At 74.6% G+C, this 14,515-nt stretch carries 15 protein-coding genes; 5 read left to right on the top strand and 10 right to left on the bottom strand.

Features of this window, described 5'->3' with window-relative positions; genetic code table 11:
• Positions 1-5 precede the first annotated feature (5 nt).
• The 8 genes from paaE to ACZ4W5_RS00760 form a co-directional block, all read right to left on the bottom strand.
• The gene (gene paaE / locus ACZ4W5_RS00795; protein WP_465651820.1) at positions 6-1,130 is read right to left on the bottom strand and encodes a 1,2-phenylacetyl-CoA epoxidase subunit PaaE; all 1,125 of its coding nucleotides are present in this window, start codon (positions 1,128-1,130) and stop codon (positions 6-8) included.
• A complete protein-coding gene (gene paaD / locus ACZ4W5_RS00790) occupies positions 1,131-1,718 on the bottom strand; it encodes a 1,2-phenylacetyl-CoA epoxidase subunit PaaD (protein ID WP_465651818.1) in 588 nt (195 codons plus the stop codon).
• On the bottom strand, positions 1,712-2,647 hold the full coding sequence (paaC, locus tag ACZ4W5_RS00785; RefSeq protein ID WP_465651816.1) for a 1,2-phenylacetyl-CoA epoxidase subunit PaaC: 936 nt from the start codon (positions 2,645-2,647) through the stop codon (positions 1,712-1,714). The genes paaD and paaC overlap by 7 nt, the downstream gene beginning before the upstream one ends.
• Complete coding sequence (gene paaB, locus ACZ4W5_RS00780; RefSeq protein ID WP_360229852.1) at positions 2,631-2,936, bottom strand: 1,2-phenylacetyl-CoA epoxidase subunit PaaB; 306 nt, start codon at positions 2,934-2,936, stop codon at positions 2,631-2,633. The genes paaC and paaB overlap by 17 nt, the downstream gene beginning before the upstream one ends.
• Positions 2,933-3,943: a 1,2-phenylacetyl-CoA epoxidase subunit PaaA gene (gene paaA / locus ACZ4W5_RS00775; protein ID WP_465651813.1), complete on the bottom strand. Its 1,011-nt coding sequence runs from the start codon at positions 3,941-3,943 to the stop codon at positions 2,933-2,935. Before paaA ends, paaB begins: the two co-directional genes overlap by 4 nt.
• A 273-nt stretch (positions 3,944-4,216) precedes the next feature.
• Positions 4,217-5,725 (bottom strand): M20 family metallopeptidase, encoded by a 1,509-nt coding sequence (locus ACZ4W5_RS00770; protein WP_465651811.1) that lies wholly within the window; start codon positions 5,723-5,725, stop codon positions 4,217-4,219.
• A gap of 718 nt (positions 5,726-6,443) precedes the next feature.
• Complete coding sequence (locus ACZ4W5_RS00765; protein ID WP_360229858.1) at positions 6,444-7,103, bottom strand: response regulator transcription factor; 660 nt, start codon at positions 7,101-7,103, stop codon at positions 6,444-6,446.
• The gene (locus ACZ4W5_RS00760) at positions 7,100-8,461 is read right to left on the bottom strand and encodes a sensor histidine kinase (RefSeq protein WP_465651809.1); all 1,362 of its coding nucleotides are present in this window, start codon (positions 8,459-8,461) and stop codon (positions 7,100-7,102) included. The genes ACZ4W5_RS00765 and ACZ4W5_RS00760 overlap by 4 nt, the downstream gene beginning before the upstream one ends.
• Before the next feature lie 161 nt (positions 8,462-8,622).
• Here ACZ4W5_RS00760 and ACZ4W5_RS00755 point away from each other — a divergent pair, with 161 nt between their 5' ends.
• From ACZ4W5_RS00755 to ACZ4W5_RS00740, 4 genes are all read left to right on the top strand, one after another.
• The gene (locus ACZ4W5_RS00755; protein WP_465651808.1) at positions 8,623-9,507 is read left to right on the top strand and encodes a class I SAM-dependent methyltransferase; all 885 of its coding nucleotides are present in this window, start codon (positions 8,623-8,625) and stop codon (positions 9,505-9,507) included.
• 130 nt (positions 9,508-9,637) lie between these two features.
• The gene (locus ACZ4W5_RS00750; RefSeq protein ID WP_465651806.1) at positions 9,638-10,651 is read left to right on the top strand and encodes an aldo/keto reductase; all 1,014 of its coding nucleotides are present in this window, start codon (positions 9,638-9,640) and stop codon (positions 10,649-10,651) included.
• Positions 10,652-10,717: 66 nt separating this feature from the next.
• The gene (locus ACZ4W5_RS00745) at positions 10,718-11,338 is read left to right on the top strand and encodes a TetR/AcrR family transcriptional regulator (RefSeq protein WP_465651804.1); all 621 of its coding nucleotides are present in this window, start codon (positions 10,718-10,720) and stop codon (positions 11,336-11,338) included.
• A gap of 199 nt (positions 11,339-11,537) precedes the next feature.
• Positions 11,538-12,443, top strand: coding sequence for an ADP-ribosylglycohydrolase family protein (locus ACZ4W5_RS00740; protein ID WP_465651802.1), 906 nt, complete (start codon positions 11,538-11,540; stop codon positions 12,441-12,443).
• Positions 12,444-12,485: 42 nt separating this feature from the next.
• Here ACZ4W5_RS00740 and ACZ4W5_RS00735 read toward each other — a convergent pair whose 3' ends face one another.
• Positions 12,486-12,749 carry a GlsB/YeaQ/YmgE family stress response membrane protein gene (locus ACZ4W5_RS00735; RefSeq protein WP_465651800.1) on the bottom strand — a complete coding sequence of 88 codons (264 nt, stop codon included), beginning with the start codon at positions 12,747-12,749 and terminating at the stop codon, positions 12,486-12,488.
• A gap of 52 nt (positions 12,750-12,801) precedes the next feature.
• A complete protein-coding gene (locus tag ACZ4W5_RS00730) occupies positions 12,802-13,068 on the bottom strand; it encodes a GlsB/YeaQ/YmgE family stress response membrane protein (RefSeq protein WP_360229872.1) in 267 nt (88 codons plus the stop codon).
• A 185-nt stretch (positions 13,069-13,253) separates the two neighbouring features.
• On the opposite strand from ACZ4W5_RS00730, the gene ACZ4W5_RS00725 reads away from it, so the two are divergent.
• Positions 13,254-14,495, top strand: a complete 1,242-nt coding sequence (locus tag ACZ4W5_RS00725; RefSeq protein ID WP_465651798.1) for a glycosyltransferase — start codon at positions 13,254-13,256, stop codon at positions 14,493-14,495.
• Positions 14,496-14,515: the final 20 nt, after the last annotated feature.

Genomic DNA, 14,515 nt, shown 5'->3' with positions numbered 1-14,515 from the left:
CCGGGTCAGCGGTCGTAGTCGACGGTGACCCGGTCGGTGACCGGCCGGGCCTGGCAGGTGAGGACGTAGCCGGCCGCCAGCTCCTTCTCCTCCAGCGCGAAGTTGCGGCGCATCTCCACCTCGCCCTCGGTGACCAGGGCCCGGCAGGTGCCGCAGACCCCGCCCTTGCAGGCGAAGGGCAGGTCGGGGCGGGAGCGCTGGGCGCCGTCCAGGATCGAACGGTCGCGCGGGAGGCTGAGGGTGCTGCCGCGGCCGTCGAGGACGACGGTGACCTCGCTGCGCTCACCGGCCGCGGCCTCGGCCGCGCCGTCGGGACCGTCCAGGTCCTCGTCCCGCTCGGCGAGCGGCTCGTCCTCGGCGTGGAACAGCTCCTGGTGCACCCGCTCCCCCGGCACGGCCAGTTCGGCGAGCAGTTCCTTCGCCCCGGCGACCATGCCGAACGGCCCGCACAGCCACCAGTGCCCGACGGCGCCGACGTCCACCAGCGCCGCCAGCAGCGCCCGGACCCGCTCCGGGTCCAGTCGGCCGCTGAGCAGTTCGGCGTCCCTGGTCTCCCGGGAGAGCACGTGGACCAGCTGGAACCGGCCGAGGTAGCGGTCCTTGAGGTCGGCCAGCTCGTCCGCGAACATCACGGTGTCGCTGCGCCGGTTGCCGTAGAGCAGGGTGACGGTGGAGCGGCGGTCGGCGGCCAGCACGGAGGCGGCGATCGACAGCATCGGGGTGATGCCGGAGCCCGCCGCGAGCAGCACGTGGTCGGCGGGGACGCCGAGTTCGGGGGTGAACAGGCCGGACGGGGTCAGCACCTCGACCTCCTCGCCGGGCCGGGCCTCGCGCACCAGCCAGCGCGAGAACAGCCCGCCGGGCACCTCCCGGACGGCGATCCGCAGCGGGCCGCCGACCGGCGCGCAGATCGAGTACGAGCGGCGCTCGTCGGTACCGTCCACCAGCTTGCGCAGGGTCAGGGTCTGGCCGGGACGGAACGCGAACTCGGCCGCCAGGGCGTCCGGCACCGCGAAGGTCACCGCCACGGCGTCCTCGCAGAGCCGCTCCACCCGGTCGATCCGCAGCCGGTGGAAGCTCGGGCGGCGGGCCGGGCGGACGGGATCCGTCACAGGGGTCGCGGCGGGCATTCAGATCTCCTTGACGCGTTCGAACGGCTCGCGGCAGGCGCGGCAGCGCCAGAGCGCCTTGCAGGCGGTGGAGCCGAAGCGGGACAGCTCCTCCGTGTCGGTGCCGCCGCAGTGCGGGCAGGGCACCGGGGCCGCGGCGCCCGCGCGGGTGGGGCCGAGGGTGAGCGGGACCGGCCCGGGGCCGGGCGCGAGGGCCGAGGTCGGGCGCGGCGGGGCGATGCCCGCCTCGGCGAGCTTGCGGCGGCCCTCGGCGGTGATCAGGTCGGTGGACCACGGCGGGTCCAGCCGCAGCCGCACCCGGACCTCCGGGTACCCGGCGGCGCGCAGCCGGCGGTCGACGTCGGCGGCCATCTCGGCGACGGCCGGGCAGCCCGAGTAGGTCGGCGTCAGCCAGGCGGTCACCGCGCCGCTGCCGTCGTCCACCTCGACCCCGGCGAGCACGCCCAGGTCGGCCAGGGTGAGCATGGGCAGCTCCGGGTCCGGGACGGCCGCGGCGACCGACCAGGCCGTCCCGCGGACGGTGTCCGCGGCGACCGTGTCCGCAGTGCCCGTATCCGCGGTGCCCGGGGCCGCGGTGCCCGTCACCACGTCGCCCCCGGGTGGGCGCGCGCCACCACCTGCAGCTCGGCGAGCAGCGGGCCGAGCGCCTCGGTGTGCACGCCATCGCGGCCGGCCCGGCCCAGGACGGTGGCCAGCGGCGGGACGTCCGGCAGGGTCAGCCCGGCCTCCGCGACGACGGCGGCGAGCTCGCGCAGCACCGGTTCGCGCAGGCCGACCGGGTCGACGCCAACCCGCAGCTCCACCGGGTGCGCGGTGAACAGCTCGTCCAGCAGCGGCCAGACCGCGTCCAGCCCGGCCTGCATCCGCTCCGCCGAGTACGGCGTGCCGTCGCCGAGGCGCAGCGTCCAGGCGGTGGCGTACTCGCGGTGGTAGGCCAGTTCCTTGACGCCCCGGGCCGCGACCGCGGCCAGCACCGGGTCCGGGTGGGCGCTCAGCGCCTCGTACAGCGCCCCGCGGGCGGTGGCGAACAGCAGCAGCCGGGCGATCGAGTACGCGAAGTCGCCGTTCGGGGTCTCCACCAGGCGGACGTTGCGGAACTCGTGCTCCTCCCGCCAGTACGCCAGGTCGTCCTCGGTGCGGCCGGAGCCGTCCGCCTGGCCGGCCCGGGTGAGCAGCAGCCGGGCCTGGCCGAGCAGGTCCAGGCCCAGGTTGGCGAGCGCGACCTCCTCCTCCAGCTCGGGCGCCCGGGTGCACCACTCGATCAGCCGCTGGGAGAGCACCAGGGCGTCGTCGCCGAGCATCTGGCAGTAGGCGGCGAGGTCGGCACCATCCAGGCCGGCGGGCAGGGCGGTGTCCACGCCGAGCAGCGGGTCGGCGAAGCCCGTCCCGTACGCCCAGCGGCCCTCGCCCTCGGGGCCGGGGGTGGCCCCGGCGAGGCTGAGGTAGACGTGGTCGTCCTCGGTGGCGGACGTGGTGTGGTCGTGCACGGTGACTCCCCCGTCAGATGTGCGGGACATCCTCGGGGATGTCGTAGAAGGTCGGGTGGCGGTAGACCTTGTCACCGCTGGGCTCGAAGAACGGGTCGCGCTCGTCCGGAGTGGAGGCGGTGATCGCGTCCGAGCGGACCACCCAGAGGCTGACGCCCTCGTTGCGGCGGGTGTACAGGTCGCGGGCGGCGAGCAGCGCCATCCGGTCGTCGGAGGCGTGCAGCGAGCCGACGTGGACGTGGTTCAGGCCGCGCCGGGGGCGCACGAACACCTCGTACAGCGGCCAGCCGGCCTTGGGCCCTGCCTCGGACTCGGTCACTTCTCGTTCTCCTGTTCGGGGGTGGGCCGCGCGGCGGCCGCGGCGTGTTCGGCGTCGGCGGCGCGCTTGGCGGCGTAGGCGACGGCCGCCTCGCGCACCCAGGCGCCGTCCTCGTGCGCGGCCCGGCGGCGGTCGACGCGCTGGGCGTTGCACGGGCCCTGGCCGTGGATGACCCTGGTCAGCTCGGACCAGTCCGGCTCGCCGAAGTCCCAGCTGCCGCGCTCCTCGTTCCAGCGCAGCTCGGGGTCGGGGAGGGTGACGCCCAGGTGCTCGGCCTGCGGGACGGTCATGTCGACGAAGCGCTGCCGGAGCTCGTCGTTGGTGTGGCGCTTGATCCGCCAGGCCATCGAGCGGGCGGTGTTCGGCGAGTCGGCGTCCGGCGGACCGAACATCATCAGCGACGGCCACCACCAGCGGTCGACCGCGTCCTGGACCATCCGGCGCTGGCCCTCGGTGCCGCGCATCAGGGTCATCAGGAGCTCGTAGCCCTGGCGCTGGTGGAAGGACTCCTCCTTGCAGATCCGCACCATCGCGCGGGCGTACGGACCGTAGCTGCAGCGGCAGAGCGGGACCTGGTTGCAGATCGCGGCACCGTCCACCAGCCAGCCGATCACGCCGACGTCGGCGAAGGTGAGGGTGGGGTAGTTGAAGATCGAGGAGTACTTCTGGCGGCCGTTGATCAGCTTCTCGGTGAGCTCGGCGCGGTCGACGCCGAGGGTCTCGGCGGCGGCGTAGAGGTAGAGGCCGTGGCCCGCCTCGTCCTGGGCCTTGGCGAGCAGGATCGCCTTGCGGCGCAGCGAGGGGGCCCGGGTGAGCCAGTTGCCCTCGGGCTGCATGCCGATGATCTCGGAGTGGGCATGCTGGGCGATCTGGCGGATCAGGGTGGCCCGGTAGGCGTCGGGCATCCAGTCCCGGGGCTCGATCCGCTGTTCGGCGGCGATCACCGCGTCGAACCGGTCCTCCGGCGTCTGCGCGGGGACCGCCTCTGCCACCTCTGTTGTCACCACGGTCCCCTCTCGTGTTCCCTGCTCCGGCTTCCGACTTCTCAGCCTTGGCACCAGGGCGCCAACCGACTGACCGTTCGGTCGGTACCATTCTGCGCGGCGGGACGGAGGGATGGCAAGGGACGCCGACGAATGGGCGGGCGCGAGGGGCGGGGAGCGGAACAGCGAACAGAACACAGATAACAGCTGACAGAATCTGAAATCTGTCAGCTGTTATCTGTTCGCTGTTACCTGTTACCCGTCGCCTGTCAGCCGTCACCTGTCAGCCGTCGAGGGTCACCCCTCCGCGCGGTCCCGCAGTCGCGGCAACGGCACCGCGAGCAGCGCCGCAAGCAGGGCGATCCGCGGTGCGAGCTGGTCCAGCTTGATGTACTCGTGCCGGGCGTGGGCGCCAGCACCGACCGCGCCGAAACCGTCCAGCGTCGGCAGTCCGCGCGAGCCGGGCAGGTTGGTGTCCCCGGCACCACCGGCCGGGGCGCCGTCGATCTGCTGCCCGAGCACCGCGGCGAGCGAACGCACATGCCTGAGCAGCGGGTTGCCGGTGCGCTCGGGCCAGGCCGGCCGACTGGACAGCACCTCCGTCCGCACCCGCGCTCCCGGCCGCAACGCGGTCAGCCGGGCGAGGTTGTCGAGCGTGCGGCGCTGCGCCTCGGTGGTGGAGAAGCGCAGGCCGAGCTCCGCCTCGGCCCGTCCGGCGACCACGTTCGCCCGCGAACCCCCGCTGATCCGACCGGTGTTGAGCTCCGTACCGGGCTGGCCCGCGAGGCCGCGGACGAGTACCAGCTGGTCGACCAGCTCATCCACCGCCGACACCCCGTCGTGGGCGTCGTTGCCCGCGTGCGCCTCCCGGCCGGTAACCGTCAGCCGCACCCGGGTACTGCCGCGCCGCGCGGTCTTCAACCGCCCGTCGGGATGCGGCGGTTCCAGGCCCAGGACGGCTGCCGCGCCCCGGAGTTGGCGCTCGACCAGGCCCCGCCCGTCCGGACTGCCGACCTCCTCGTCGGACACCACGACCAGCCGTACGGTGCGGTGCGGCCGCTGCCCCAGGTCGGCGAGCAGCGCCAAGGCGCCCTCCAGGACGGCGAGTCCGCCCTTCATGTCGACGACGCCGGGCCCGGTGAGCCGACCGTCCTGCTCGGTCACCGGCCAGTCGGCCAGGGTTCCGGCGGGCCAGACGGTGTCGTGGTGCCCCACGATCAGCAGGTGGGGCAGGGTCTCGTCCCGTCCCTCCCACTCCAGCACCAGGTGGTCACCGGCCGGCCCGGGTTCGCGGCGGGCGGTTGCCCCGGTGGCCCGGAATCCGGACTCCAACTCCTCGGCGAGCGCGTCGAGTCGGGGCGCGTCACCACTCGGCGATTCGATCCGGGCCAGGTCCGCGCACCGCCGCCGGACGGCGCCGGCGAGGGTTCGGGCCCGGGTGCTGAGTGCCTGCGGCAGTCCGGGCAGCGCCGCGGTGATGCTCGTCGCAGTGGCACCGGCAGTGGTGCCGGCAGTGGTGCCGGCAGCGGCGGATCCGACCGCCGCGGCACCGGACTTCGCTGCCGCACCGGACTTCGCCGTGGCACCGAGCTTCACCGCGGCCACCGACTTGGCCGTGACAGCGGGCTTGGCCGTGACACCGGACTTGGCCGTGACACCAGTCGCGGACGTGGCGGCCGGGGGGCTCTCGACGGCAGAGCCCACCACGGCGGAGCCCATGGTGGAACCGATGGTGGACGAACCGGCCTTGACGGAGCCGCCCCGGGCGACCAGGGCCTCACCGTCGGCCGCGGCGGGAACGGTCACGGGTACGCGGTCGGGTTCCGCGGCGCTGCCCGGTGCGGCCGGCGACCCGACGATCTGGGGACTCAACGCTCGCCTCCGCGGCCGCAGCCGATATTCAGCGGCCGCACCGGCCGACCGCTCCCGCCCGGGTGCCAGGCCCGGCCGGACCGCACCGGTCGGCCGGGGGGTCGGACGGCCCGTCGGAACGGCCCGTCTGGCCCAAGTGCGGTGGAACGGTTGGGCGGCGTGCTTGGCATCTGCGTCCTCCTCGCTCGATCCGGTGGCCCCGGTTCCGCCCGGAGCCCCGTGGACGGCGGCTTCCTGGTGGCGGGCGCAAGGGCCGGACCGCCGCAGGGAAGCCGAGATGTGAGCCTAGAAGAACCGTTCGGTTTCCTGCGAGGTGGCCCTGCTCCCAGCGTGCCGGTACGGGCCCCGGTGCCGGGCACCCGTCGGCGGAAGCGGCGGGCGCTCGGCGGGCGGGCCCGGATCGACGCGCGGGCGCGGTCGCCGGATCACGCCCATCTCCACCATGGACCCGCCGCCCGGGTTCGGCAGCGCAAACGGCCAAGGCACGGCATTTCCACGCCGGATGGGTGACAACGGCTCAGCGGGCGGTACCAACCGGAGGCACGCGACGGCTCAGGGAAGCCCGTGGCGAAGCCCGGACCGACGCCCGGGGAACATCCGCGTGAACACCGTCCGACGCTGCGCCCCGCCCTGCCCTCCCGAGCGCCCACGGTCAGGCGCCGTCCCCGACGAGCCCCGCATCCCGTGCGAGCAGCGCCGCCTGGACCCGGTTGGCCACGTCGAGCGCGGTCAGGATCCGGCTGACGTGCGCCTTGACGGTGCTCTCCCGCATCCCCAGCACACCCGCGATCTCGGCGTTGGACAGCCCGTCGGCGAGCTCCCGCAGCACGTCGGTCTCGCGCGGGGTGAGCCCGGCGATCCGGCCCCGGGCGGCGACGGAGCGCGGCGCGCCGACCCGGTGGTACCGGTCGATCAGCCGTCGCGCGGCGGCGGGGTGCAGCATCCCCTGGCCGGCGGCGACCACGTGGACGGCGCGGGCGATCTCGGCGGGCGGGGTGTCCTTGAGCAGGAAGCCGTCCGCCCCGGCGGCGAGCGCCTGGTACACGTACTCGTCCAGGTCGAAGGTGGTGAGCGCGATGACCCTTGGGGCGTCGGGGAGTTGGCGCAGTCGCCGGGTCGCGGCGATCCCGTCGAGCCGGGGCATCCGGATGTCCATCAGCGCGACGTCGATCCGGCGGCCGCGAGCGAGCTCGACGGCCTGCAGCCCGTCGGCCGCCTCGGCGACCACGGTCAGGGCCGGGTCCTGGGCTAGGAGGTCGACCAGTCCGAGGCGCACCAGCGCGTCGTCGTCGACCACCATCGTGCGGATCATGCGGTGTCCTTCGACTTCGGGGGCTTCTTCCAGGACGGGCACCTCGGCGACGGGACCTCCGCCGGGGCCGCGGACTCCGCCGGGGGCGCGGACTTCGGGGACGGCGCGGACTGCCCCGGCCGGTCCGGCGCGGGCAACCGGGCGGAGAGCCGGAAGCCGCCGGCACCGTCCGGCCCGGCGTCCAGGTGGCCGCCGAGCGCGCCGACCCGTTCGCCGAGGCCCACCAGCCCGTACCCGCCGCCGGCGACCGGCCCGTTCGGCATGGACCCTCCCGGGCCGTTGCGGACCTCGACGGTGGTCGCCGGTGCCCCGTAGCCGACCCGGACGGTGACGGGCGCCGCGTGAGCGTGTTTGCGGGCGTTGGTCAGCGCCTCCTGGACCACCCGGTGCACGGCGAGCCGGTGGGTGGTGGGCACGGCCTCCGGGTCTCCCGCCAGGGCGAGTTCGACCTGCTGCCCGGCCTGGTTCGCCTCGTCGATCAGGTCGGTGAGGTCGCGCAAGGCGGGCGCCGGGACGGCTGGCGGAACCGGCGGCGCCTCGAACCGCGACCCGGACCGCGCCCCGGACGGTGACCCGGACGGTACGGGCGCGGCGGCCTCGGCGGCGGACCGCTCCGGCGGGTCGGCGCGCAGGGCGCCCAGGACGTCGCGCAGGTCGTCGAGCGAGCGGGCGGCGGTGGTGCGCAGGAGTTCGAGGCGGTGGGTGAGCCGGTCCGGGTCGGCGGCGACGGTACCGGCCCGGGCCTGGTCGCGCAGCACTCCGGCGTGCAGCACCAGCAGGCTCAGCCGGTGGGCCAGCACGTCGTGCATCTCCCGGGCGATCCGGGCGCGTTCGGCGGACCGGGCCTGCTCGGCTCGCAACTCCCGCTCCCGTCGCAGGGTTTCGACCTGGGCGTGCAGCGCCCGGATCAGCACCCGGCGGCCGTGCAGCCACAGCCCGAAGGACAAGGTGGCCGCCTGGAGGAGGAGTTGGGAACCGGTCGTACCGGCCCAGCCGGCCAGCGAGTCCGCGGCGATCGCGCTGCCCACGGCGATCATCGCGCCGCCGACCGCCGCCGGACCGACCCGGCCGAGGGAGGCCAGGTAGTAGACGCTGATCAAGCCGGGGAAAGCCCGGTTGAGCAGACCGCCGGTGAGCACCGGCAGGACGGCCGAGGCGATGGGGTGACGACGGGCGAGCAACAGCGAGAGCACGGCGAGCGCGGCCACCCCCGCCCGGGGCAGGCGCAGCGGGCCGTCGACGTGCAGCCACTGGAAGACGCCCTCCTCGACGGCGAGGCCGAGGATGCCGAGCAGCAACAGGCTGTCGGTCCAGGGCCGGTGGTCCGGGCCGTACCAACCGAGCAGGCCTGTGCGCATGGAGCTCCTCCCGCCCGGTCCCGTCCGCCCGCTCGATGCTACGGGCGGACGGCGGCGCGCCACCCCCTCCTCCCGGACGTCGGCACCCTCGACTTTCGTCGGGGGCCGGCGCCGCTCACCGGCCGATCCGCGGCGCTCCCGCGCTCCCTAGCGTCGTCTGCATGACGACCGAACAGCTCCACCAGGCCCCCGATTCCCCTTCACCGCACCGCAGTTCGCCCGACACCCACGACCAGAACCTCGCGCACGTCCAGCACGGAACGCACAGCACGCACGGTTCTCCGCACGGCGGGGACCACCTGCTGTTCCTCGCCGAGGCCCTGCGCACCTTCCACGACACCGGCGCGCTGGCGCCGAGCGGGCCCGCACTGGTGAACGCCCTGGTGGTACCGGCCACCAGCCGCCCGAACCGGCCGATCTCGGTGCTGGAGGTCGGCGCCGGCACGGGCGTGGTGACCCGTCGGCTGGCCCAGGTGCTGCGCCCCGGCGACCGGCTGCACGTGGTCGAGGCGAACCCCCGGTTCGCCGACCGGCTGCGGGAGGACCCGGTCCTGGCCGCGCGCCGGCCGGGGGTGGGGCTGCGGCTGTCGACCTGTCGGGTGGAGGAGCTCCCGGAGGCATCCGCCCCGGCGAGGCCCGAGAACGGGGGCGGCGCCGAAACCGGACCCGAATCCGAAACCGGGACCGGGACCGGGACCGGGACCGGACCCGGGACCGGGGTCGCACCCGATCTCGCGGGCGAGCGGTACGACGTGATCGTGTCCGGACTGCCGTTCACCAACTTCGAGCCGGCCCTGGTCCGGCGCATCCTCGACCTCTACCTGCGCCTACTGGCCCCGGGTGGCGAGCTGACCTACTTCGGGTACCTCGGCACCACGACGGCCCGCACCCTCACCTCGGGCCCCCGTCGGGGTGCCCGTCACCGGGCGGTGGTGCGGCTGCTGCGGCGCTTCGAGGCGACGTACGGGCTGGGCGAGCGCACGGTGTGGCGCAATCTGCCGCCCGCCCGGGCCCACCTGCTGCGCTCGCCGGGGCCGTACTCCTAGCGGAGTATCGCTACGAACAAATGACAAAAGACAGCGAACAGATTTTGAAATCTGTTCGCTGTCGTGCCATAGTGAGATCCGGGTCACACTGCCCTCGCCGTCCGGCGCCGCACTCGCCCCTGGAGCCCCCATGGCCTCGACCACCCGCCCCGCCCAGCGCCCGCTCGGCACCTCCGGCCCCGTCACCTCCGCGCTCGGCCTCGGCTGCATGGGCATGTCCGACCTCTACGGCCCGGCCGACGAGGCCGAGAGCATCGCCACCATCCACGCCGCCCTGGACGCCGGGATCACCCTCCTCGACACCGGTGACTTCTACGGCATGGGCCACAACGAGCTGCTGATCCACGAAGCCCTGCGCAGCCGCGACCGCGACCGCGTCCAGATCAGCGTGAAGTTCGGCGCCCAGCGCGGCCCCGACGGCCAGTGGCTCGGCTACGACACCAGCCCGGCCGCCACCAAGACCGCGCTGACGTACACCCTGCGCCGACTGCGCACCGACCACATCGACGTCTACCGCCCCGCCCGGCTCGACCCGAAGGTCCCGATCGAGGAGACCGTCGGCGCCATCGCGGACCTGGTGAAGGGCGGCTACGTCCGCCACATCGGCCTGTCCGAGGTCGGCGCCGACACCCTGCGCCGCGCCGCCGCCGTCCACCCGATCAGCGACCTGCAGATCGAGTACTCGCTGCTCAGCCGCTCCATCGAGGCGGCCGTCCTGCCCACCGCCCGCGAGCTCGGCATCGGCATCACCGCGTACGGCGTGCTCTCCCGCGGCCTGCTCAGCGGCCACTGGAACCCGGACCGCTCGCTCGCCGACACCGACTTCCGCACGAACAGTCCCCGCTTCCAGGGCGACAACCTGGCCCACAACCTGGCCCTGGTCGAGGCGCTGCGCGCGGTCGCCGACAGCAAGGGCGCCAGCGTTGCCCAGATCGCCATCGCCTGGGTGGCCTCGCGCGGCGAGGACGTCGTCACGCTGGTCGGCGCCCGCCGCCGCGACCGGCTGGCCGAGGCGCTCGGCTCGCTGGACGTCACCCTCACCCCGGCCGACCTGGCCGCCATCGAGGCCGCCGTCCCCGCCGGGGCCGCCGCCGGGGACCGGTACGCTGCCGCGCAGATGGCGCGCCTGGACAGCGAGCGCTGACCGAGCCCGCACTGACCAGTGAGAACCCTCCGCACCACCCGACCGCACGACCCTAAGGACGGCCCCGTGACCACGGACACCGCACTCACCGCCGAGCAGATCCTGATCGCGGCGGAGGAAGCCCTCCGGCGGTTCGGCCCGGCCAAGGCCACCGTCGTGGACGTCGCCCGGGAACTCGGCGTCAGCCACAGCAGCGTCTACCGCCACTTCCCCAGCAAGGCGGCGCTGCGGGAGGCGGTCACCCAGCGCTGGCTGAACCAGGCGCACTACGACCTGGAGATGGTCGCGAGCGACACCGGCGGCGCCGTCGAGCGCCTCCAGCGCTGGCTGACCACGCTGTTCGAGGCCAAGCGGAAGAAGGCGCTGGACGACCCGGAGCTGTTCGCCACGTACCTGGTGCTGGCCGAGGAGAACAGCACGGTCGTCGACGCGCACGTCGAGACCCTGGTCAAGCAGATCGCCCAGATCGTGCACGACGGCATGGACGCCAAGGAGTTCCAGCTCGCCCACGTCCCCTCCACCGCCCGCGCGGTCTTCGACGCCACTGCCCCGTTCCACAACCCGGTCTTCGCCCACACCTGGTCCGAGCCGACCGCGGACGAGCGCTTCGCTGCGGTCTGGAAGCTCGTGCTCGGCGGCTTGAAGGGCAAGCCCACCAAGCCGGTCCCCGAGCCGGCGGCGTCCTGAGCGGAAACGCGCCCTGATGCGGAGCGCGCCCTGACCGGAGTACGTCCTGAGCGGAGCGCGCCCTGAGCGGAGCGCGTCCCGAGCAGAACGCGCCCCGCACGGGGCGGTGAGGCGTCGGCGGCCGGAGCGAAATCCGGTCGTCGGCGCCTCACCCTTTCCGGCAGACTGTCGCACCAGTTGATCTCACTCGGAGGATGACATGCGTGCGGCCGGTCCGGTCCTGGACAGTCTGCGGGGGCTCGCGCTCGGCGACGCCTTCGGCGACCGGTGGTTCTCCGTCCCGGTGGACGAGGCACCCGCCGCTCTGGCGGCCCGCCTGGTCCGCCCGGCGCCCTGGCACTGGACCGACGACACGGCGATGGCCCTGGTCCTGGTGCGCCACCTCACCGCCCACGGCGAGGTCCGGCAGGACGCGCTGGCCGCCGAGTTCGCGGCCGAGTACGCCCGCGAGTACCAGCGCAAGTACGGCCCGTCGATGCACCGGGTACTGCGCGGGATCGGCGCCGGCGGGCACTGGCGCGCCATCACCTCGGGCCAGTTCGAGGGCCAGGGCTCGTACGGGAACGGCGCCGCGATGCGGGTCGCGCCGCTGGGCGCCAGGTTCGCCGAGGACCTCGACGAGGTCGCCCGGCAGGCCGAACTCCAAGCGCTCACCACCCACTTCCACCCCGAGGCGGTCACGGGGGCGGTGGCGGTGGCACTCGCCGCGGCGCTCGCCGTCCGCAGCCGGGGCCGCCGGGCGCCGGGCCGGACCGAGCTGCTCACCGAGGTCGCCGACCGGCTGCCGGAGAGCGACGTCCGCTCCGGCCTGCGGATCGCCGCCCGGCTGCCGGAGCACACCAGCGTCCGGCACGCCGCCAACGTCCTGGGCTCGGGGCTGATGATCTCCGCGCCGGACACCGTCCCGTTCGCCCTCTGGTCCGCCGCCGGGCACCTGGACTCGCTGCCCGACGCGATCTGGCACACCCTGGAGGGCTGGGGCGACATGGACACCACCTGCGCCATCGCCGCCGGCGTGGTGGCCGCCCGCACCGGACTCGCGGGCGTACCGGCCGACTGGCTCGCGGCCTGCGAGGAGCTACCGGACCGGGCCACCGACCGGTGACCGGCGCCCGACGGTCAACGCCCGGCAGTCAGCGCCGGGCAGTCAGCGCCCGGCGAGGAAGCGGAGCACCCGGTAGGCGAGGAGCAGGACCATCGCGCCGCCGATCGCCGACACCCAGGTCGTGACGTCGAGCAGGCCCACCCGCACCGTCCCGTGCATCCAGTGCAGGACGATCCAGGTGCCGATGTAGGAGCCGGCGATCCCGATCAGGGTGCTGCCGATCAGGCCGCGTTCCCGCCTCGACATCGCCATCCTGGCCAGCGTCCCCGACACCAGGCCCAGCACGATCCACTCCAGCCAGCTCATCCACCGCCCCTTGCGTCATCGGTGCAACTCGCGCCGCCGCCGAGCTCGCCCGTCAGCGGCGCGAGTTGCCGAACAGCAGTCGGTAGAGGATCAGCAGCACCAACGCGCCGCCGATCGCCGACACCCAGGTCGGCCCGTCGAAGAAGCGTGCCGTGATCGACCGGTGCAGGAAGTGCGACGCGATCCAGCCGCCGACGAAGGAGCCAGCGATCCCGATCAGAGTGGTGACGATCAGACCGCCCGGGTCCCTCCCGGGCAGCAGCAGCTTGGCCAGGGCTCCGGCCACCAGGCCCAGCACGATCCACGCGATGACGCTCATCCGAACCCGTCCCTCCCGTCCGTGGCGCGACGGCCCCGTTCCGCGCGCTCTGCCGCTGAGGACGCCGACCCCCGCCGCCGCGGTTCCGGCCGACCCCGACGGGCGGCGGGATCCGGCCACCCGGAGCCGACCGGTCCGCGCGTGGCGTCCTTCCGGCCGGCCGTACCCGCCGAAATACTGCGGCCATGCGCATCCTGATCGCCACCGCCGGCTCCCGGGGCGACGTCGCACCCTTCACCGGGCTCGGCGTCCGTCTGCGGGCGGCCGGACACCAGGTGGCCGTCGCCACCCACGCCACCTTCGCCGACTCGGTACGGGCCGCCGGACTGGAGTTCCGTCCGTTGCCCGTCGACCCGCGGGCCGAACTCGCCTCCGCCGAGGGCCGGCGACTGCTGCGGGCCGGCAGCGGGCCCGGCGTCGTCCTGCAACTCCTGCGCCTGGGGCGGAGGTTCATGCCCGCCCTCGGCGACGGCATCGCGGACGCGACGGCGCTCGGCACCGACCTGCTGCTCACCACCAGCACCACCAGTGCGCTCGGCCAGGTCGCGGCCGAGGCGGCCGGCATCCCCACCATCGGGCTGTACCTCCAACCCCTCTCCCCCACCCGCGAGTTCGCCCCGGCCGTGACCGGCGCACGCTCGCTCGGACGGGCCGGCAACCTGCTCGCCGGTCACGCCGTCCAGGCGGCCACCGACCAGCTGTTCGTCCCGGCCGTCCGCGGGCTGCGCCGCCGGCTCGGACTGGCGCCGATGGGCATCGCCCGGGCCCGGCGGGACCACCCCGTCCTGCACGGCTTCTCGCCGCGGGTCGTCCCCCGCCCGACGGACTGGCACCCCCGACTGGACGTGGCCGGGTACTGGTGGCCCGCCGGGCACGCGGACTGGCAGCCGCCGCAGCGGCTGCTCGACTTCCTGGCCGCCGGACCGCCCCCGGTCTTCGTCGGCTTCGGCAGCCTGGTCGTACCCGATCCCGAACGGCTCACCGCGACCGTCATCGCCGCCGCCCGCACCGCCCGGGTCCGCCTCCTCCTGCAGTCCGGCTGGAGCGGCCTGGCCGCCGAGGACTCGGAGACCGTACTGACCATCGGCGACACCCCGCACGACTGGCTGTTCCCGCGCACCGCGGCCGTCGTCCACCACGCGGGCGCGGGCACCACGGCGGCCACCCTGCGCTCCGGCACCCCAGCCGTCCCGGTGCCCGCCCAACTGGACGCCCCCTTCTGGTCCGCGCGGCTGACCGCGCTCGGCGTCTCGCCCGGCCCGGTACCCCTGCGCGCCCTGACCGCCGCCCACCTCGCCACCTCCATCCGCCAGGCCCTGGACGACCCCCACTACCGGACCCGCGCCCGGTCCGTCGCAGCCGCCCTCGCCACCGAGGACGGCGCCGCCAAGGTCCTGGCCGCGGTGGAGGCGACGGGTGACAGATGACGGATAACAGATGTCAGCGA

It is taken from the genome of Kitasatospora sp. NPDC029367 (assembly GCF_055569135.1).
Note: the sequence above shows the minus strand (reverse complement) of the source record. Positions and strands in the feature narration are given on the sequence as shown.

Bases quoted from the DNA above. Each gene is read 5' to 3' on its own strand.
- paaE (WP_465651820.1), bottom strand. From the start codon at position 1,130: ATGCCCGCCGCGACCCCTGTGACGGATCCCGTCCGCCCGGCCCGCCGC.
- paaC (WP_465651816.1), bottom strand. From the start codon at position 2,647: ATGTCCCGCACATCTGACGGGGGAGTCACCGTGCACGACCACACCACG.
- ACZ4W5_RS00765 (WP_360229858.1), bottom strand. From the start codon at position 7,103: ATGATCCGCACGATGGTGGTCGACGACGACGCGCTGGTGCGCCTCGGA.
- ACZ4W5_RS00760 (WP_465651809.1), bottom strand. From the start codon at position 8,461: ATGCGCACAGGCCTGCTCGGTTGGTACGGCCCGGACCACCGGCCCTGG.
- ACZ4W5_RS00755 (WP_465651808.1), top strand. From the start codon at position 8,623: ATGACGACCGAACAGCTCCACCAGGCCCCCGATTCCCCTTCACCGCAC.
- ACZ4W5_RS00750 (WP_465651806.1), top strand. From the start codon at position 9,638: ATGGCCTCGACCACCCGCCCCGCCCAGCGCCCGCTCGGCACCTCCGGC.
- ACZ4W5_RS00740 (WP_465651802.1), top strand. From the start codon at position 11,538: ATGCGTGCGGCCGGTCCGGTCCTGGACAGTCTGCGGGGGCTCGCGCTC.
- ACZ4W5_RS00735 (WP_465651800.1), bottom strand. From the start codon at position 12,749: ATGAGCTGGCTGGAGTGGATCGTGCTGGGCCTGGTGTCGGGGACGCTG.
- ACZ4W5_RS00730 (WP_360229872.1), bottom strand. From the start codon at position 13,068: ATGAGCGTCATCGCGTGGATCGTGCTGGGCCTGGTGGCCGGAGCCCTG.
- ACZ4W5_RS00725 (WP_465651798.1), top strand. From the start codon at position 13,254: ATGCGCATCCTGATCGCCACCGCCGGCTCCCGGGGCGACGTCGCACCC.